This is a genomic window from Microbacterium sp. Clip185 (assembly GCF_028743715.1).
In the GTDB taxonomy this organism is placed as follows: Bacteria; Actinomycetota; Actinomycetes; order Actinomycetales; family Microbacteriaceae; genus Microbacterium.
In genome coordinates this window covers 2,043,961-2,062,456 of sequence record NZ_CP117996.1, presented here as the reverse complement: position 1 = coordinate 2,062,456, position 18,496 = coordinate 2,043,961, and the positions used below count along the sequence as shown (strand labels likewise).

The window sequence follows — 18,496 nt, the reverse complement described above, 5'->3', positions numbered from 1 at the left end:
CACCCATGACGTTTCCCCCCACGTCTTTCCCTGTCCGAGCGGTCCTTGCGCAATGAACCTGCAAGACGTCGTCGACGAACTGGCGGAAACGCTCGGTCGCTCGGTCGTCATCAACGACCTCGCCTACCGTCCGGTCGCGGCGTCCGCGCAGGGTGACGAGATCGACGAGGTCCGCGCGCGCGCCCTGCTTCGTCGCCAGACCGCCCCCGCCGAGCGCGCGTACCTCGAGAGCCTGCGACTGCTGCAGTCTCGACGTCCGCTGACGATCGACCTGACGCGCTTCAACGCCCGTGAACGCCTCGCCATCCCGATCTGGACGGACGACGAGCCGGTGGGTGTCCTGTGGCTCATCACGGGCGGAATGCCCGCCCTCACGGAGCACGACTACCGCGCGATCGACGCGGCCGTCGCGGTCTCACGTGACCTGCTCATCACCCATTCGCGCACGGCCACGGTGTCCGTGCGCACCGCCGTCATGAGGGATCTGCTGGCACCGGACGTGCTCGCACGCCGCGAGGCGCTCACCGCCGCGGTGCGCTCGTACGGCGTGGAACGCGGACCCGGCAGCGTCGTGCGCGCGGTGGCTGTGGGCTACGACACCGGCGTGGTGCAGCGGGCGGCGCTCGGGCGAGCGCTCGAGAACCTCGCCGGCGTGCGTCTCACGTTCCTGGGGGAGGACGGCGCATCCCTGCTGTTTCTCGGACACGCGTCGGACACCGATGCGACGGATGCGGCGATCGCGGCAGAGACAGCGGCGGAGGACGTGCTCCTTCGGGCCATCGGCTCCGCCAGCCTCACGCGAGAGGACAACGACCTGCGCGAGGTCGCCGATCGGGCCATCGCGGCCGCGGCGGTCGCCGAGGTGCTGCCGTCGCTGGGCGGACGCGCCGCCGCAGAGGAGATCGGACCCTGGTTGCTGATCTCCGACATCATCGCCGATCCCAGCCGGCTCGCCCGGTTCTCACCGGCGGCGCACGTGCTGCTGAACGATGCCGATCCGCTGCGCCGGCAGACGATCGAGGCGTTCCTCGACGGCGCGGGCCGCGTCCGGGAGGTGTGCGACGTGCTGCACATCCACCGCACCACGCTCTACTACCGGCTCGAGAACATGCCCGAACCGGTGCGCGAGGCGCTCGATGACGGCCTCTCCCGCAGCACGCTCCATCTCGCGCTGAAACTCGCCGCCTACTGGGAGCATTCGGGGAGGATCTGATGGCCGGCAGCGTGGTCACGACCTCCGACGGCGTGCGGCTGCGCGTGTCGGACACCGGCGGGGGCGGCATCCCGCTGATCCTGCTTCACGGCTGGGGGCAGACCGCGGCGCTCTTCGACGGGCAGCTCACCGGGCTCGCCGGTGCGCGCCGGGTGATCGCCTACGACATGCGCGGGCACGGGCTCTCCGACAAGCCCGACCACGGCTACCGCATCGCACGGCTCGCGGCCGATCTCCGAGACGTGCTGGACGCCCTCGAAATCGAGCAGGCGGACCTCCTCGGTTGGTCCATGGGTGCATCCGTCACCTGGTCCTACCTCGAGCTGTTCGGCTCCGCGCGCGTGCGCTCGCTGGTGATCGTCGATCAGCCCGCCGCGGTCATCGCCTGGCCGTGGACCACGGCGGAGCGTTCGGCCGAGACCGGCGCGATCCTGCCGATCGAGGGTCTGAGCCGGCTCGCCGCATCCATCGCCACCGACGAGAGCGGCGATGTCGTGCAGAGCTTCGTCAGGTCGATGTTCAGCGAGCCGGTCGAGGACCGGCTGTGGCGGCTGGTTTCGGAACAGATCCGACACACGCCCGTCCACGCCGCCGTCCCGTTGCTCATCGATCACGCCACGCAGGACTGGACGGACGTGCTCGGACGCATCGACGTCCCTGTTCTCGTGATCGGCTGCGAGGGGAGCCATGTCGGCGTGCGCTCGCAGCGCGAGCTCGCCGCCCGCATCCCTGGCGCCCTCGTGCACGTGTTCGGGCGGGACGCCGCGTCGTCGCACTTCCCGTTCCTCGAGGCGACGGAAGCGTTCAACGCTCTCGTCGACGCGTTCCTCTGCGGTGCGGCGAGCACCGCTTCGACACGCGTCGAGAAAAGAGGGGACACCCGGTCGCAGGCGTCGCGGCCCGTGCACGTCTAGCGTCGAAGCGATCAGATGCGAGACGAGGTGATCGTGGTGGCCGAGATGCCGACGATCGTGCTGGTGCACGGTGCATTCGCGGACGGGGCGAGCTGGTCGCCCGTCGCGTTGCGGCTTCAGGGCGCCGGCTTCCAGGTACGGGTGCCCGCCATCTCCAACCGGAGCCTCGCCGCCGACGCCGACTACGTCAGCGCGTTCGTGTCCCGCATCCCGGGGCCGGTCGTGCTCGTCGGACACTCCTATGGGGCCACCGTGGTCGGTGTCGCGGGGCGCTGCAAGAACGTCGCCGCCGTGGTGTTCGTGAGCGGGTACGTGCTGGACGAGGGCGAGAGCGCGGCGGAGATCCACGCGCGGTTCGCCCCGGCGCCCGCGGTCGAGTTCTTCCGCGAGGTGGCCTACCCGGAGCTCGGCGACGGCACGCGCCGCGACATCTCCGTAGACGAGAGGGAGTTCGCCTTCCTCGCTGCCGCGGGACTGCCCGACGACGAAGCCGACGTGCTCGCCGTGACCCAGCGACCGCTCGACGCCGCGGTCCTCAGCGAGCCGGCTCAGGCGGCGGCGTGGCGCACGACACCCTCTTGGGGCGTGATCGGCCTCGCCGACCGCGTCGTGAACCCGGATGCCCTGCGTTGGGCTTACGAGCGCGCGGGGGTCCGCCAGATCCTCGAACTCGAGGGCCCGCACCTGCTCATGCACACGCACCCCGCCGAGGTAGCCGCCCTCATCGTGCGCGTGGCGGCGAACCTCGCCTGAACGCGGTGGGCGCGCGCGGTCAGTCCCGCAGCAGCGACTGCCAGTCGGCGGGCACCCGATCCGCGGGACCGGGTGCGGTCTGCGACACGGGATGCGAGTGGGCGGGCGCGAGCTCGGGGCCAGACGCCATGGTCTCGGACTCGTAGTCCCAGAACCAGTCCTCGCCGGGCTCAAAGCTCTGCATGATGCGATGCCCGGTGGCGCGCCAATGCGCAGTGGCGTGCTTGCCGAGCGAGTCGTCGCAGCAGCCCACATGGCCGCAGGCGGCACAACGGCGCAGATGCAGCCACCAACTGCCCGTCTGCTCGCACTCGACGCATCCCGTGCCGCTGGGCGGCACATCAGTTCTGATCTGGGTCGAATCGCTCATGCCTGTGCCTTTCTCGCTCGCATCATCGTGGCCGCCACCACCGTAGCGACGAAGACCAGCGCTGCGAAGATCAGAAGGACCACCGTCTGGTCGACGAAGGTCAGGAAGACGCCGACGGCGAGAACCGGCAGTGCCAGCCCGCAATAGGCGATCAGGAAGATGAGCGCGAGCGTCTCACCGCGCCGCGACGGGTCTGCCAGGGCCGACGCGGTCGCGATCGACGCCTTGAACAGGAGCCCGACACCCACCCCCGACACCACGCCGCCGACGAGGAAAAGTGCGAGGTTGGGCAGCACGGCACCTGCGGCGACGAGAACGAGGCCCACGGCGCATGCGAGCCGGGCGATCCCGAGCTGCACGCGCACGGGCACGCGGGCGAGCAGCACCTGCGCCGCGGCCGCCGCTCCGAAGACGGAGAACGTCGTCGCGCCGGCGACGAGGTGATCGTGCTGGTCGAAGGTGCCGGCGAGGAAGGTCGGGGCGAGAGAGGTGAACAGGCCGAACAGGGCGAAGCCGGCGAAGGCGCCGAATCCCGCGGCGATGAAGATCCGGCGGGATGCGGGCGGCGCCGCCAGGCGCTGGGGTCGATACGCGGGCCGCGGCTCTGGCGTCGCCACCGTCTCGGGGACAGCGAGCAGGGCGACCGCAGCCAGCAGCAGCACGACGAGGAAGACGGCGTGGGGGAGCACGAGCGGGTCGGGCAGGAACTCGGCGAACAACCCTCCGATGAGCGGACCCAGAGCGAGGCCCCCGATGTTCGCCGCTCCCGCGACGGATGCCGCCACGATCGCGTTCTCGTCGGGCCGTGCCGCCTGGCGCAGCTCCCCGAGGTGCGCCGTCGCCGTCGCGGTCAGGATCCCGACGCTGACACCGTTGACCAGTCGGGCCGCGATCAGACCCGGCACGCTCATCACGGCGAGGAACATGACCGCCGACACTGCGGACACCAGCACGGCGATCACCAGCATCCGTCGCCGCCCGGTCCAGTCGCTGATGTGACCGAGGAAGAACAGGCTGAAGACGACACCCACCGCATACGCCGCGAAGATCACCGTGACGATCGACACGGGAAAGTGATCGAGCTCCTGGTAGAGCGGATACAGCGGGGTCGGCACCGTCGAGTACGCCATCACCAGCAGGAAAGCGATCGCGACGATCCAGAATCCCGCCCCGTGGGACACCTTCCGATTGCTGGTGCGCACCTGCGACATGCTCCGCCTTCCCGACCGCACCTGTGCACGGCCGCATCCCTCACAGGCTAGAGCGGGGCGCAGGCGCGGGGTGCGACCCGTGTCGAGCATCGCCTCGACACGGGTGCCGTGTGTTCACGGCTCAACGCGGCAGACTTCGATCGGAGGAGAGGGTTCTCGACCGCGGGCGGCGGCGCTACCCTGAGCCAACGACGAGACGGAGACGGTCATGGCGGAGTTCACACGCGGATTCGGCGGACGGCGGCGGGAGTCGGACCCGAGGCTCCCACCGGGTCAGTACCTCACCGCCGACTTCCCCGTCCTCTCCGCCGGACCCACCCCGCGCATCCCGGAGAGCGAGTGGTCGTTCTCGATCCGCACCGAATCGGGGCAGGTCACTTCCTGGAGCTGGTCCGAGTTCCTCGACCTTCCCGCCGAGGACGTCCACACCGACATCCACTGCGTGACGCGTTGGTCGAAGCTCGACACGACCTGGCGCGGCGTCTCCATCGACACGCTGTTCGCCGGCATCGACACCTCGTACGAGTACGCCATGGCGCACTCGTACGGCGGCTACACGACGAATGTGCCCATGGCGGACCTGCGCGGCGGGAAGGCATGGATCGCGTACTCGTTCGACGGCAAGCCGCTCGATCCGGAGCACGGCGGCCCCGCGCGACTCCTCGTGCCGCATCTCTACTTCTGGAAGAGCGCCAAATGGGTGCGCGGGCTCAGCATGCAGAAGCACGACGACCCGGGCTTCTGGGAGCAGAACGGCTACAACCTGCACGGCGACCCGTGGACAGAGGAACGCTACTGGTGAGAACCAGCGACTGGCTCGCCGCGCGGGTCGCCTCAGCCGTACCCGACACCGCGCACGGTCGCGTGCTGACGCTCGCCGTCCCGGGCTGGCCGGGAAACGCTCCCGGACAGCACCTCGACATCCGCCTCACGGCGCCCGACGGCTATCAGGCCGAGCGCTCGTACTCGATCGCCTCCTTCGGGCCGGGGGAGAGCGTCGAGATCGCCGTCGACGAGATCCCCGAGGGGGAGGTGTCGCCCTACCTCGTCCGTGTTGCCGAGCCCGGCGACGCGCTCGAGGTCAAGGGCCCGCTCGGCGCCTACTTCGTGTGGGATGCCGCCGACCCGTCGCCCGTGCAGCTCATCGCGGGCGGCTCCGGCATTGTGCCGCTGCTCGCCATGGCGCGCGCGCGGGAGGTCGCAGGCATCGGTGCGCCGTTCCGGCTGCTGTACTCGGTGCGCACGGCGGCCGACGCCCTCTACCGCGACGAGGTCGAGCGGCTGGGCGCCGCCGGCCTCGATGTGACGTGGGCCTACACCCGTCAGGCGCCCACCGGATGGCCCGGACGGGTCGGGCGGCTGGATGCGGAGCGCATCGCGCAGACCACGTGGATGCCCGCGCAGCATCCGCTGACGTTCATCTGCGGTCCGACGAGCTTCGTCGAGGCGGCCGCCGATGCGATGGTCGCGGCGGGACACGATCCCGCTCGCGTGAAGACCGAGAGGTTCGGAGGATCCTGATGGACAGCACGCCGCACGTCCGCGTCGACCCGCGCCGCATCGCCCAACGCGTCGACGGCAACGCGCTCGCCGGCATGCTGGACGCCTTCGCCGGACTCGACCCGGCACTCCTCCTGCTGACCTGCGGTCATTGCGGTCGCAGCGCGGCCCTCGCCGAGTGGTCGGTGGAGATGGACGCGGCAGCCGCCATCGTGCGGTGCCGGGGCTGCACGCGCACGTTCGCGACGATCATCCGCCGGGACGGGGGCATCGAAGTGCGTGCCGCCGGAGGATCGATCGCCACCCCGTCCGCCGTCTGACCGGCCCTCGACTCCTGTCGGGGACAGACGACGCGTGCGGCGGGTAGCGTCGCCCGCATCCGACGCCGAACGCCGGCCGACACGAGGGAGAGAGCATGCGACTCGAACGAACCGGAATGGTGTCGATCGATCTGACGGGCAAGACGGCGCTGGTGACCGCGTCGTCGGCAGGGATCGGCTTCGCGATCGCTCTGCGCCTGGCGGAGGCGGGCGCAGAAGTCATCGTGAACGGTCGCAACGAGGAGTCCGTCGCGCGTGCCGTCGCCGAGATCAACGCGCAGGTCGAAGATGCAGCGCGCGGCATCGTGGCCGACGCGGCCGATGACGCAGGCGCAGCGGCCCTCGTGGCGCAGGCCGGGCGCGTCGACGTGCTCGTCAACAACCTCGGGATCTTCGAGGCGGCCGAGGCGCTGGAGATCGACGACGCCGCCTGGCGCCGCTTCTTCGAGACGAACGTGCTGTCGGGCGTGCGCCTGACGCGTGAGCTGCTGCCGCAGATGATCCAGCGGGGATGGGGGCGCGTCGTGAACATCGCGAGCGACTCGGCCATCGTCATCCCGGCCGAGATGATCCACTACGGCACCTCGAAGACCGCCGTGCTCGGAGCCTCGCGCGGGTTCGCGAAGGCCGCCGCAGGAACCGGCGTCACGGTCAACGCCGTCATCGCCGGGCCCACGCACACCCCCGGTGTGGAGGAGTTCGTGGCGCAGGTCGTCGGGCGGGATCTGCCGTGGGACCAGGCACAGCGCGAGTTCATGCGCACCGCGCGGCCGCAGTCGCTGCTGGGGCGCCTCATCGAGCCGAGCGAGATCGCCAATCTGGTCGTCTACCTCGCCTCGCCACTGGCATCGGCGACGACCGGCGCGGCGGTGCGCGCCGACGGCGGTTACGTGGACTCGATCGTTCCCTGATAGGGGAGGGCCTCGACGATTCGTGCGACGACCGTGGGCACGCTGTCGCGCGTCGAGACCGTCACCCCCCACTCATCCGGCTGGAGCGACTCGAGCGTCTCGAGCTGCGAGGCGAGCAGGCTCACCGGCATGAAGTGGTCTGTGCGCGCAGCCACCCGCTTCGCGAGGGTGGCCTCGTCGAGCTCGAGCGCGGCGAAGAAGATGGGCTCGGTGGCCTCGGCACGGATGAGATCGCGATACCGGCGACGAAGCGCCGAGCAGGCGATGACGACGGGGCCCGTCTCGCTCGCCGTGCCGAAGGCGAGACCGACGCGACCGAGCCAGGGCGCGCGATCCTCGTCGGTCAACGCAACCCCGGCGGCCATCTTCGCGCGCGCCGCATCGTCGTGCAGATCATCCGCGTCGAGATAGACGCCGCCGAGCCGCGCGGCAAGCGCGAGCGCCACCGTCGACTTTCCCGCCCCCGAGACGCCCATGACGACGATCCGCATCCGTCCCGTCGTCTCGCTCATACGCTCGAGCCTACGGCCGTCGCGTGGAGAGCCCCTCACCAGCCGTGGGTGTTGAACCACACGCTGCGTCGGCCGGCCTCTTCCGCATCGTCGGCACCGCGGAAGGCGTCGTGCGGCGCGAGCAGGCCGTCGTCGAGCGGGACGAAGCCCCAACAGGCCTCGCAGAGCGCCGTGCCATGCGGAAACCCGTCGGCCAGCCGCGGTGCGGGTGTGGCCGGCGCCCCCGAGCCCGGACACAACGGTGCGTCCGCTTCCCGGTCCGACCACATCCGCGACGTGCCGGACCGGTTGTGCAGACCCGCGTGGCCGCGGGGTCTCGTGCAGACCACCCCGCCGGCGCGGCTGAGGCACCACGATGCGCTCGCGGAGTTCATGGCATCACCGGGGCGACAGCGACGCCTAGCGGACGTAGCATGGTCGTCATGTCCACGAAGCCCTCGCCGATCCAGTTGCTGAACGTCCGTCCCGTTGAGGACGAGAACGCGCAGCCGAGCCCGGAGGAGTCGTTCGGCTGCTGCGGCGGCGGCTCCTGCAGCATCGACTGACCCCTCTCGGGCTCCGCCTGCGTCAGTGCCCTGCGGGCGGAGCGCCGATCGAATCGGCGGGCTTGCGGATGAGCAGCGCGCCGACGATCGTCGGGATCGCCACGATCGCGGCGAACATGAAGGCGCTGCGGGCACCGGCCGCCCATGCGGCCGCATCGCCCGACGCCTCGTTGGCGATGAAGCCCGCGTTCATGATCGTGATCATGACGGCGATTCCCGCGGCGCCGGCCACCTGCTGAACGGTGCTGACGATGGCGCTGCCGTACGAGTAGAAGCGCGGTGCGAGCGAACCGAGCGACGCCGTGAACAGCGGCGTGAACGACATGGCGAGGCCCACCGAGAGCAGGGTCTGGGTGACCACGAGCTCCCAGATCGGGGTCGTCTCCGAGAGGGTCGTGAACACCCAGAGCAGCGACACCGTCAGGATGGATCCGGGCAGCAGAAGCACACGGGTTCCCCAGCGGTCGTAGATGCGGCCGATGAGCGGGCCCGCGAGACCCATCGCGAGCGAACCCGGCAGCACGATCAGGCCGGTGACGAGCGGGCTCAGCTTCATCCCGTTCTGCGCGAACAGCGGGAGCACGGTGATCGTGCCGAAGAAGGCGAGCGAGAGCACCGCGAAGTGCGCGACCGAGATCGTGAAGTTCGTGAAACGGAACACGCGCAGATCCAGCAGAGCGCGGTCCTCGCGCTGCAGCACGAACTGGCGCCACACGAACACGCCCAGCGCCAGCACGCCGACGACGAGCGAGATGATGAGGGTCAACGACGACGTGGTGGCCGCCGCATCCGCGGAACCGCCGTGCGAGCCGCCGCCGATCTGGCTGAGACCGAATACGACCCCGCCGAAGCCGAAGGCCGAGAGGATGACGGAGAACACGTCGATGCGGGCGTGCGTCTGGGTGCCGACGTTCGAGATCCAGCGCGCCCCGATGGCGAGCGAGACGAGAGCGATGGGCAGCACGATCGCGAAGATCCAGCGCCACCCGAGGTTCTCCAGCACGAAGCCCGACATCGTCGGGCCGATCGCCGGCGCGAGGGCCATCACGATGCTGACGCGACCCATCATCCGACCGCGCGCGGACGGCGCGACGATCGTCATGAGCGTCGTCATGAGCAACGGCATCATGATCGCCGTGCCGGACGCCTGCACGACGCGTGCGACCAGCAGCACCTCGAAGCCGGGCGCGAGCACCGCAATGAGCGTTCCGAAGGAGAACAGCGACATCGCCGTCATGAACACGGCCCGAGTCGTGAGTCGCTGCAGGAGGAAGCCGGTGATCGGGATCACGACTGCCATCGTCAGCATGAAGGCGGTGGTCAGCCACTGCGCCAGCACGGCGGTGATGCCGAGGTCGACGATCAGATGGGGGATGGCCACGCCCATCGTCGTCTCGTTGAGGATCGCGACGAAGGCTGCCACGAGCAGCAGCCAGATGATGCGGTTCTCACCGGAGCGGACGGCGGGGGCGGAGTCGGTCGTGGTGGCCACGGAACCGGTCTGGACGGATTCGGCGTGCATGGTCGTCTCCTCGGAATCGAAAAGGGATGGGGACGGCCGCCGGAGGTGGCGAGCGAATCTGACAACGCGGCGAGAGGGCGGGGCATTCCCGAGGCGGCGGAATCCGGTCGGGCCTGTCCTCGCCCGCGACCGGCACCGATGCGCGTCGGACAAGACTACCGGTTCGGAGCCCGGCACGCGGGGGAGATCTAGGCTGAGCCCATGAGTATGGCCGGCCCGTCGCATCCGCCGGGGTTTCGCGGAGTGGATGCGGCGGCACAGCGCCTGCGCAACGCCGAGGCTCCCCGCATCCCTCACCTCGGACGTCGGATCGCCGCGCTGTTCCGTCCCTACCGGGCGCGCCTCGTCATCACGGCGCTGCTGGTGGTCGCGGGCGCCGCCGTCGCCGTCGTGCCCGCGCTCATCGTCGAGCGGGTGTTCGACGATGCGCTGTTCCCCGCCGACGGGTCGGGGGTGGACATGGGGCTGCTCGTGCGCCTCGTCGCGATCATGGCCGTGCTCTTCCTCGCCTCGGGCGGCCTGCAGGTCGCCCAGACCTGGTTCACCTCGACGGTCGGAAACAACGTCACGGGCGACCTGCGCGTGCGTCTGTTCGATCACCTGCAGTCGATGGAGCTCGGCTTCTTCACGCGCACGAAGACCGGCGTGATCCAGTCACGGCTCCAGAACGACGTGGGCGCCGTCTCGGGTGTTCTGACCAACACCGTCACGAGTGTGCTGGGCAACACGGTCACGGTCGTCGCATCCCTCGTCGCCATGGTGCTGATCGACGCACGGCTCACACTGATCGCCGTGTTCCTCATGCCGATCCTGGCGCTGATCCAGCGCCGGGTCGGACAGGTGCGCGCCCGCATCGCGGGGCAGACGCAGGAGTCGTTGTCGGAGCTGTCGGCCATCACGCAGGAGAGCCTGAGCGTGTCGGGGATCCTGCTGGCCAAGTCGTTCAACCGGCAGCGCAGCGAGTCGGAGCGCTACGGGGCGCAGAACCGCATCCAGATCCGGCTGCAGGTGCGTCAGGCCATGAGCGGCCAGGGCTTCTTCGCGCTCGTCGGCGTCATCATGGCAAGCGTTCCCGCCGTGATCTACCTCGTGGCGGGTCTGTTCATGTCGGGCGGTGCGGATGCGGGGATCTCGGCCGGCACGATCGTGGCCTTCACGACCGTGCAGGCGCGCCTGCTGCAGCCGCTCATGGGGCTGATGCGCGTCGCTCTCGACGTGCAGACCTCCGCCGCCGTGTTCGCGCGCATCTTCGAGTACCTCGATCTGCGCCCGGCCGTGCGCGATGCACCCGATGCGATCGACGTCTCCGCGGCGCCGGGCCCGGTGGGACGCGTCGAGCTGCGCGAGGTCACCTTCCGCTACCCGGAGTCGGCCGCCTCCTCGCGTCCGCTCCTGGATGCGGTGTCCTTCGTCGCCGAGCCGGGGCAGCACGTGGCGCTGGTCGGGCCGAGCGGCGCCGGGAAGTCCACCGTGCTCTCGCTCATACCGCGGTTCTACGACGTCGACGGCGGCGCGGTGCTGTTCGCGGGCGCCGATGTGCGCGAGCTCACCGCAGCATCCGTCATCGATCGGATCGGCATCGTCTCGCAGGAGACCTATCTGTTCCACGCGACGATCGCGGAGAACCTGCGCTATGCCAAGCCCGACGCGACCGATGAGGAGCTCGCCGCCGCCTGTGAGGCCGCGAACGTGCATCATGTCATCACGGGCTTCGAGAAGGGCTACGACACCGTCGTAGGCGAACGCGGCTACCGCCTCTCCGGCGGGGAGAAGCAGCGTATCGCGATCGCCCGTGTGCTGCTGAAGGATCCGCCCGTGCTGCTGCTCGATGAAGCCACCTCGGCGCTGGACACGCGCAGTGAGCGCGTCGTGCAGCAGGCGCTGGATGCGGCGGCCCGCGGCCGGACTACGATCACGGTGGCGCACCGGCTGTCCACGGTGGTCGCCGCGGACGTCATCCTCGTCGTCGACGACGGTCGCATCGTCGAGCGGGGCACGCACGCCGAGCTCGTCGCGGCGCGCGGGCTCTACGCCGCGCTCGCGTCCGAGCAGCTCACCGTCTGAGCGCCGGTCACCACAGCAACGCGGCGGAGATCAGCGGGCGCACGTCGTCGGGGACGGCGATGGCCGCCGCATCCTGCCGCTCGGAGACCGACCGAGCGAACGTGCCGACCAGCCGGCGGTACTCGTCGTCCGGATGCCCGGCCGCCACACGGGCGAGCCGAGGGATGTCCATGCGCAGCAGCTGCCCCGCACGAGCGCGCGCCGCGGCCGTGTGCCCCGTGCCGTCGAGCACCCGCATCCCCTCGCTCATCGCATCGAGGCAGTCGCGCAGCACGTCGAGCCGCTCCTCATGCTGCGTGATCGAGGAGCCGTCTGCGCGCTCCCGCCAGTGCACGACGACGTCCGACAGGACGTCGAACCGGCGCGCCCTCGCGTACATCTGCTGGGCGACGACCTGGTCCTCGTAGAGGCGCCCCTCGGGAAAGCGCAGCCCGGTGCGCTGCCAGAACTCGGTGCGGCTCAGCTTCGACCACGCGACGATGTTGGCCGTCACCTCGGGGTGCTCTTCTAGGGTCGTCGCCGTCCGCGCGGGCGTCGTCGCGGCGCTGACCCAGGGCTGCACGTCGCCGGCGGTGTAGCCGCCCGCCCCGTCCGGGCGCAGGCGAACGTACGCGCCCACCGCGAAATCGCTGCCGCTCTCATCCAGGGTGGCGACGAAGCGCTCGAGGGTCGTCGGGAGCATCACGTCGTCGGCGTCCAGGAACCCGAGGTACGGCGTGTCGACCGTCTCCAGTGCCGCGTTGCGGGCGGCGCCGAGTCCGGTGCGCCGTGTGAGCCTCAACACCCGGAAGCGCGGATCGGATACGGCGGCCGCCTCGAACAGGTCGCCGGTGCGGTCGGACGACGCGTCGTCGACGAGAACAGCCCGCCAGCGCGACAGCGTCTGCGCGCGCAGCGAGTCGAGGGCCGCCTGCGCCCACGGCTCGACCTGGTAGCCGGGGACGACGACCGTGACGAGGGGGCGCTGACTCACGTCGCCGATCGTACCGCCGCCACCGATGCGGCGACCGCGGCGGCGACCGGGCCGAGATCGACCGTCAGGTCATGGGGGAAGGTGAAGCGCACGGCGGTCTGCGCCACCTCCGGCGTGATGCCCATCGCCACGAGCACGTGCGAGGGCTCGTCGCTGCCGGCGGCGCACGCCGATCCGCTGGAGGAGACGATGCCGCGCCGTTCGAGCTCGAGCAGCACGGCCTCGCCGCTGGTGCCCGCGAACGTGAAGCTCGCCGTCGCGGGGAGCCGCTCGGTGGGGTGGCCGGTCAGCGCGGCGGACGGGACGGCCGCGAGCACCTGCGCCACGAACGCGTCTCGTGCGGCGCCGACGCGGGCGGCGGATGCGGCGCGCTCCGCCTCGACGAGCTCGAGGGCGGTGGCCAGCCCCACGGCGCCGGCGACGTCCTCTGTGCCGCTGCGCCGCCCGCGCTCCTGCCCGCCGCCGTGCAGAACCGGCTCGACCGGGATGCGGCCGCGAATGGCCGCAGCGCCGATGCCCTTCGGGGCTCCGAGCTTGTGACCGGCGATGGTGAGCGCATCGGCCCCCGTGCCGGACAGTGGCAGCCAGCCCGCCGCCTGTACGGCATCGAGGTGCAGAGGCACGCGGGCAGCGCCCGTGACAGCGGCGATCGAGCGCACATCCTGTACGGTGCCGGTCTCGTTGTTCGCGTAGCCGAGGGTGACGAGCGCCGTGTCCTCGCGGAGGGCAGCGGCGACCGCATCCGCAGACACGCGGCCCGTGTCGTCGACATCGAGGATCGTCGCGTCGAACCCGTGGAGGCGCTCGAGGGCGGCCACCGACTCGAGGATCGACTCGTGCTCGATCCCCGTCGTCACGACGTGGCGCCGACCCCGCGCGAGCATGGCGCCCAGGGCGATCCCCTTGACGGCCAGGTTGTTGCCCTCCGTGCCGCCGGAGGTGAAGATCACGTCGCCCGTGCGCACGCCCAGCACCGCCGCCACCCGTGCCCGGGCGTCGGCGAGGGCGGTCGCCGCCTGTTCGCCGACCTCGTGGTGACTGGACGGGTTGCCGAACGTCCCGCGCCAGTACGGCATCATCGCCTCGAGAACCTCGGGACGCACGGGCGTCGTCGCGGCGTTGTCGAGGTACATCGCGCCGCTCACACCGGGTCGGGCAGGCGCAGGTCGATGTCGAGACCGAGGTCGAGCCCCCGCGCCGCGTGCGTCAGAGCGCCGACGGAGATCACATCGACCCCCGTCTCCGCGATCTCGCGCACGGTGGCGAGCGTGACGCCGCCGGAGGCATCCACGACCGCGCGACCGGCGATCTGCTCGACACCTCGCCGGAGGTCCTCGATCGAGAAGTTGTCGAGCATGATGGTGCCCACGCCGGCGGCGAGGACGTCGTCGATCTGGTCGAGTCGGTCGACCTCGACCTCGACGTGCGTCGTGTGAGGCAGACGTGCCAGCGCCTCCTGCAGCGCCTGCGTGAGCGGGACGCCGGAGGCGGCCAGCACGGCGAGGTGGTTGTCCTTGGCCATGACCGCATCCGACAGGCTGAAGCGGTGGTTGTGGCCGCCGCCGCTGACGACCGCGTGGCGCTCGAAGGCGCGAAGTCCCGGCGTGGTCTTGCGGGTGTCGGCGATCCGGGCGCCGGTGTGCGCGACCTCGGCGACGTACGCGGCGGTGAGGGTCGCGATGCCCGACATCCGCTGGACGAAGTTGAGGCCGACGCGCTCGGCCGTCAGCACGGAGCGCGCGGGGCCCGTGACGGTGGCCAGCGCCGTGCCGGCCTCGAACCGGTCGCCGTCGGCGAGGAGCAGCTCGACCCGCGTCCGAGCATCGACCAGGCGGAAGGCGGCGGCGAACACCGCTCCGCCCGAGAACACGCCGCCCTCGCGGGAGACCAGGGACGCCGTGGCGACCGCATCCGCGGGGATGAGCGTCTCGCTCGTCACGTCGCCCCAGGGGGCGTCTTCCTCGAGGGCAGCGGACACGACCCGATCGATGGTGGCGGATGTCAGCATGCCTCGGCCTCCTGGACGATGGCGGCGGCGACCGGGGCGCCGTCGCGACGGAAGTGGGCGCCGACCGACACCGTGCGCCGGCGAGCGGCGGCCACGAGATGCTCGGCGACCAGCAGCAGGTTGGCGTCCTCCTGCGCGGCGATGCTCTGCGCGGGCAGGCTCGGTGCGGGGACCGCGGTGCGGCGCCAGGCCGCGATGACGGATGCGGCGCGCGCCAGACCGGCCTCGTCGCGCTCCAGTCCCGCGTGATCCCAGAGCAACTGCTGCAGTCGCGTCCGGCTGAACGCGGGCGCGTCGCTCGCGGGTTCGGCAGGCGTCGCGGCGCCAGCGATCGGGAACACGGCCGCGCGTACAGGCTCGGCCAGCAGTGCCGCCGCCGCGCGGGCGCCGAAGACGGCACCCTCCAGAAGCGAGTTGGAGGCCAGGCGGTTCGCGCCGTGCACGCCGGTGCGTGCCGTCTCGCCGACGGCGAACAGGCCGCCGACGCTCGTGCGCCCGTCGAGATCGGTGAGCACTCCGCCCATCAGGTAGTGGGCGGCCGGGGTGACCGGGACGGGTGTCGTCGACCAGTCGATCCCGCGTGCGCGCAGTGCCCGGTCGATCGTGGGGAAGCGCGCGGCGAGGGCCTCCGCCCCGCCCAGAGCCGTCGCATCCAGCACGACGGGGACCCCGGGCTGCGCGGCGGACTGCCGGGCGATCGCGCGCGCCACGACGTCGCGGGGAGCGAGCTCGCCGTCGGGGTGCGCATCGAACGCGAAGCGTCGACCCTCCGCATCCCGCAGCACCGCGCCCTCGCCCCGGACGGCCTCTGAGACGAGGAACGGGTCGTCGCCGTCGAAGGCGGTGGGGTGGAACTGCACGAACTCCAGGTCGGCGACCGCAGCGCCCGCGCGGATCGCGGCGGCGATGCCGTCGCCGGTCGCGACCGAGGGGTTCGTGGTGTGGGCGTAGAGCTGGCCCGCGCCGCCGGTCGCCAGCACGACGGCGTCAGCCTCGATCCGCTCGCGGCGCCCCGACGCGTCGACGACGTCGACGCCCGTCACCCGTCCCTCCCGCACGACGAGGTGCGCGAGGAACGTCTGCTCGCGCACGATCACGTCGCTGTCGGCGAGGCGGGCGAGCAGCGCGGCTTCGATGGCCGCACCCGTCGCATCGCCGCCCGCGTGCAGGACGCGCGGCGCCGAGTGCGCGGCCTCCAGCCCTCGGCGCAGCTCACCGGTGTCGTCGCGGTCGAACGGCACGCCGGCGGCCAGCAGTGCGCGGATCGTCTCGCCGCCGGCATCGACGAGCACCCGCACCGCGGCCGGATCGTTCAGCCCCGCGCCGGCGGTCAGGGTGTCGTCGAAGTGAGCGTCGGGGGAGTCGCTCGCCGCAGTGACGGCGGCGATCCCGCCCTGCGCGTGCGCCGTGCTACCCGCATCCGCCGCGGCCTTCGTGATGAGTGTGACCTCGGCTCCGCCCTCGGCGGCCGCGAGCGCCGCCGTGAGCCCGGCGATGCCGCTGCCGACGACGACCGCTCTCATGCCGCGCTGCCCGAGGGCTTGGCCGCCAGCATCCGCTCGAGGGCGACGCGCGCGGGGTCGGCGACGGAGGCGGGCACGGTGATGCGGTTGAGGGTCTCGCCCGCGACGAGGCCCTCCAGCACCCAGGCGAGGTATCCGGGGTGGATGCGGTACATCGTCGAGCACGGGCAGACCACAGGGTCGAGGCAGAAGATCTCGTGCTGCGGATACTGCGCGGCGAGACGCTGCACGAGGTTGATCTCGGTGCCGATCGCGAAGGTCGTGGGCTCTGTCGCCGCGGCGATCGCCTTGCGGATGTAGTCGGTGGAGCCCGCCTCGTCGGCCGCATCCACGACGGCCATCGGGCACTCCGGGTGCACGATCACCCGGACACCGGGGTGCTCGGCACGCGCCTTGTCGATCTGGTCGACCGTGAAGCGGCGGTGCACGGAGCAGAAGCCGTGCCAGAGGATGACCCGGGCGTCGGCGAGCGTCTGCTCGTCGCTGCCACCGAGCGGCTTCGTGGGGTTCCACATCGGCATCTGCGCGAGCGGTACACCCATGGCCTTGGCGGTGTTGCGTCCGAGGTGCTGGTCGGGGAAGAACAGCACCCGACGGCCCCTCGCGAACGCCCACTCGAGCACCGTGCGCGCGTTCGAGGAGGTGCAGACGATGCCGCCGTGGCGCCCGACGAAGCCCTTGATCGCGGCGGACGAGTTCATGTAGGTCACGGGCACCACCGGCACGAGACCGTCCGCGTCGGGGGCGTCCATGTCGCCGTAGAGCTCCTCCAGCTGCTCCCAGCACTCCTCGACCTGGTCGATGTCGGCCATGTCGGCCATGGAGCATCCGGCGGCGAGGTTAGGGAGGATGACGGCCTGCTCGGGCTGCGAGAGCAGGTCGGCGGTCTCGGCCATGAAGTGCACGCCGCAGAAGACGATCGCCTCGGCATCCGGGTGCTCGAGCGCGGCGTTGGCGAGCTGGAACGAGTCGCCCACGTAGTCGGCATGACGCACGACCTCCTCACGCTGGTAGAAGTGCCCGAGCACCACCACGCGGTCGCCCAGCGTCTCCTTGGCGCGGCGGATGCGGGCGTCGAGCTCGTCGTCGCTCGCGTCGCGGTAGGCCTGAGGGAGCATGCCCTGGCGCGGGGAACCGGTGGGGATCACATCGCCCATCGACGCGCCGGGCCCGTATCCGGGGCGCGTATCGAAGTCCCACGGGCCCGCCGCAAGGTCGGTGTTGCAGGTGGACCCGGACCCGGCGCCCGAGACGATCGCCTGGATCTCGTGATCGACGGACGGATCGATGGGACGCGGCTGGATGGTCAGCGTCGTGCTCATGTCGTGCTCGATTCGTGACTTCGCGGGCGGCCGAGCGGGCCACGATCGGCCAGCTCGACGTCCTGGTTGTAGCGGTACAGCCGTGCCGGCCGGTGACTCCCGGTGCGAAACGACTCGGTGGGGATCAGGGTGTTGCTGTTCTCGACCTGCCGGCGGAAGTTGGCGGGGTCGAGCTTGCGGTCCAGGATCGCCTCGTTGACCTCTCGCAGATCCGCGAGCGTGAAGGCGTCCGGGAGCAGGCCGTGCGCGATGCGGCTGTAGCCGACCTTGTTGCGCAGTCGCCACAGGGCGTAGTCCACGATCGCGTTGTGATCGAAGGCGAGGGTCGGAAGATCGGTCGCCGTGAACCAGTCGACGTTCTCGGGCGCGTCGCCGGCGGCCGCGTGAGCGGCGCTCTGGGCATCGACCTCGTCGGAGCGCAGCAGCGCCCAGTACACGATCGAGACGACGCGGCTGGGAGAGCGGCCGATGTCGCCGAACGCGTAGAGCTGCTCGAGATAGCTCGCGCTGAGGCCCGTCGTCTCGGCGAGCGTTCGCGACGCCGCCTCGTCGAGGTTCTCAGCGGCGTCCAGCCAGCCGCCCGGCAGGGCCCACAGCCCCTCGTGCGGATCGCGCGTGCGCTTGACGAGGGGGAGGACGAGCCGCGGATCCTCGTCACCGTCACGCCGCAGGCTGAAGATCACGGTCGAGACCGCCACGCGCGTCTCGGTGGACTCGGCGTCGGCGGTGTCGGGAGAGGGGTTAGTTCGTGTCATGGTGACCTTAACTCGCGACGATCTTAATGTCATTGCGACCAGAAGTAAAATCCACCGCCGCCCACGCCTGCTCGCGGGAC

The 18,496-nt window shown here is 71.0% G+C and carries 20 protein-coding genes; 9 read left to right on the top strand and 11 right to left on the bottom strand.

Features of this window, described 5'->3' with window-relative positions:
- Positions 1 to 52: 52 nt before the first annotated feature.
- Genes PQV94_RS10010 through PQV94_RS10000 form a run of 3 tightly spaced genes read left to right on the top strand, consistent with a single transcriptional unit; the run spans position 53 to position 2,880 of the window.
- Positions 53 to 1,213, top strand: a complete 1,161-nt coding sequence (locus PQV94_RS10010) for a helix-turn-helix domain-containing protein (RefSeq protein WP_274285703.1) — start codon at positions 53 to 55, stop codon at positions 1,211 to 1,213.
- Positions 1,213 to 2,127, top strand: a complete 915-nt coding sequence (locus PQV94_RS10005) for an alpha/beta fold hydrolase (RefSeq protein WP_274285702.1) — start codon at positions 1,213 to 1,215, stop codon at positions 2,125 to 2,127. Before PQV94_RS10010 ends, PQV94_RS10005 begins: the two co-directional genes overlap by 1 nt.
- A gap of 15 nt (positions 2,128 to 2,142) precedes the next feature.
- Positions 2,143 to 2,880: an alpha/beta fold hydrolase gene (locus PQV94_RS10000; RefSeq protein WP_274285701.1), complete on the top strand. Its 738-nt coding sequence runs from the start codon at positions 2,143 to 2,145 to the stop codon at positions 2,878 to 2,880.
- 19 nt (positions 2,881 to 2,899) lie between these two features.
- On the opposite strand, the gene PQV94_RS09995 is transcribed toward PQV94_RS10000, so the two are convergent.
- Positions 2,900 to 3,250: a UBP-type zinc finger domain-containing protein gene (locus PQV94_RS09995; RefSeq protein WP_274285700.1), complete on the bottom strand. Its 351-nt coding sequence runs from the start codon at positions 3,248 to 3,250 to the stop codon at positions 2,900 to 2,902.
- A complete protein-coding gene (locus PQV94_RS09990) occupies positions 3,247 to 4,461 on the bottom strand; it encodes an MFS transporter (RefSeq protein WP_274285699.1) in 1,215 nt (404 codons plus the stop codon). The genes PQV94_RS09995 and PQV94_RS09990 overlap by 4 nt, the downstream gene beginning before the upstream one ends.
- Positions 4,462 to 4,669: 208 nt before the next feature.
- Between PQV94_RS09990 and PQV94_RS09985 the strand changes: the two genes are divergently transcribed.
- From PQV94_RS09985 to PQV94_RS09970, 4 genes are all read left to right on the top strand, one after another.
- Positions 4,670 to 5,263: a molybdopterin-dependent oxidoreductase gene (locus PQV94_RS09985; RefSeq protein ID WP_274285698.1), complete on the top strand. Its 594-nt coding sequence runs from the start codon at positions 4,670 to 4,672 to the stop codon at positions 5,261 to 5,263.
- Positions 5,260 to 5,982 carry an FAD-binding oxidoreductase gene (locus PQV94_RS09980; protein WP_274285697.1) on the top strand — a complete coding sequence of 241 codons (723 nt, stop codon included), beginning with the start codon at positions 5,260 to 5,262 and terminating at the stop codon, positions 5,980 to 5,982. The genes PQV94_RS09985 and PQV94_RS09980 overlap by 4 nt, the downstream gene beginning before the upstream one ends.
- A complete protein-coding gene (locus PQV94_RS09975) occupies positions 5,982 to 6,281 on the top strand; it encodes a DUF6510 family protein (RefSeq protein ID WP_274285696.1) in 300 nt (99 codons plus the stop codon). Before PQV94_RS09980 ends, PQV94_RS09975 begins: the two co-directional genes overlap by 1 nt.
- Positions 6,282 to 6,400: 119 nt before the next feature.
- On the top strand, positions 6,401 to 7,192 hold the full coding sequence (locus tag PQV94_RS09970) for an SDR family NAD(P)-dependent oxidoreductase (RefSeq protein ID WP_274288261.1): 792 nt from the start codon (positions 6,401 to 6,403) through the stop codon (positions 7,190 to 7,192).
- Here the strand turns inward: PQV94_RS09970 and PQV94_RS09965 are convergent.
- Together PQV94_RS09965 and PQV94_RS09960 are read right to left on the bottom strand one after the other, a co-directional pair.
- Entirely contained in the window at positions 7,168 to 7,704 is a 537-nt protein-coding gene (locus PQV94_RS09965) for a gluconokinase (RefSeq protein WP_274285695.1), read from the bottom strand. The genes PQV94_RS09970 and PQV94_RS09965 overlap by 25 nt on opposite strands.
- A gap of 35 nt (positions 7,705 to 7,739) precedes the next feature.
- Positions 7,740 to 8,078: a hypothetical protein gene (locus PQV94_RS09960; protein WP_274285694.1), complete on the bottom strand. Its 339-nt coding sequence runs from the start codon at positions 8,076 to 8,078 to the stop codon at positions 7,740 to 7,742.
- A 48-nt stretch (positions 8,079 to 8,126) separates the two neighbouring features.
- On the opposite strand from PQV94_RS09960, the gene PQV94_RS09955 reads away from it, so the two are divergent.
- The gene (locus PQV94_RS09955; RefSeq protein ID WP_274285693.1) at positions 8,127 to 8,249 is read left to right on the top strand and encodes a hypothetical protein; all 123 of its coding nucleotides are present in this window, start codon (positions 8,127 to 8,129) and stop codon (positions 8,247 to 8,249) included.
- A 22-nt stretch (positions 8,250 to 8,271) separates the two neighbouring features.
- Here PQV94_RS09955 and PQV94_RS09950 read toward each other — a convergent pair whose 3' ends face one another.
- Complete coding sequence (locus PQV94_RS09950) at positions 8,272 to 9,771, bottom strand: DHA2 family efflux MFS transporter permease subunit (RefSeq protein ID WP_274285692.1); 1,500 nt, start codon at positions 9,769 to 9,771, stop codon at positions 8,272 to 8,274.
- 201 nt (positions 9,772 to 9,972) lie between these two features.
- On the opposite strand from PQV94_RS09950, the gene PQV94_RS09945 reads away from it, so the two are divergent.
- A complete protein-coding gene (locus PQV94_RS09945) occupies positions 9,973 to 11,835 on the top strand; it encodes an ABC transporter ATP-binding protein (RefSeq protein WP_274285691.1) in 1,863 nt (620 codons plus the stop codon).
- A gap of 7 nt (positions 11,836 to 11,842) precedes the next feature.
- On the opposite strand, the gene PQV94_RS09940 is transcribed toward PQV94_RS09945, so the two are convergent.
- The 6 genes from PQV94_RS09940 to PQV94_RS09915 are packed head-to-tail and all read right to left on the bottom strand — an operon-like array spanning position 11,843 to position 18,416.
- Complete coding sequence (locus PQV94_RS09940) at positions 11,843 to 12,808, bottom strand: glycosyltransferase family 2 protein (RefSeq protein WP_274285690.1); 966 nt, start codon at positions 12,806 to 12,808, stop codon at positions 11,843 to 11,845.
- Positions 12,805 to 13,941: a cysteine desulfurase family protein gene (locus PQV94_RS09935; protein ID WP_274285689.1), complete on the bottom strand. Its 1,137-nt coding sequence runs from the start codon at positions 13,939 to 13,941 to the stop codon at positions 12,805 to 12,807. The genes PQV94_RS09940 and PQV94_RS09935 overlap by 4 nt, the downstream gene beginning before the upstream one ends.
- Before the next feature lie 8 nt (positions 13,942 to 13,949).
- On the bottom strand, positions 13,950 to 14,816 hold the full coding sequence (nadC, locus tag PQV94_RS09930) for a carboxylating nicotinate-nucleotide diphosphorylase (RefSeq protein WP_274285688.1): 867 nt from the start codon (positions 14,814 to 14,816) through the stop codon (positions 13,950 to 13,952).
- Entirely contained in the window at positions 14,810 to 16,339 is a 1,530-nt protein-coding gene (gene nadB, locus PQV94_RS09925; RefSeq protein WP_274285687.1) for an L-aspartate oxidase, read from the bottom strand. The genes nadC and nadB overlap by 7 nt, the downstream gene beginning before the upstream one ends.
- On the bottom strand, positions 16,336 to 17,661 hold the full coding sequence (gene nadA / locus PQV94_RS09920; RefSeq protein ID WP_274285686.1) for a quinolinate synthase NadA: 1,326 nt from the start codon (positions 17,659 to 17,661) through the stop codon (positions 16,336 to 16,338). The genes nadB and nadA overlap by 4 nt, the downstream gene beginning before the upstream one ends.
- Positions 17,658 to 18,416 carry an NUDIX hydrolase gene (locus PQV94_RS09915; protein ID WP_274285685.1) on the bottom strand — a complete coding sequence of 253 codons (759 nt, stop codon included), beginning with the start codon at positions 18,414 to 18,416 and terminating at the stop codon, positions 17,658 to 17,660. Before PQV94_RS09915 ends, nadA begins: the two co-directional genes overlap by 4 nt.
- Between the last annotated feature and the right edge of the window lie 80 nt (positions 18,417 to 18,496).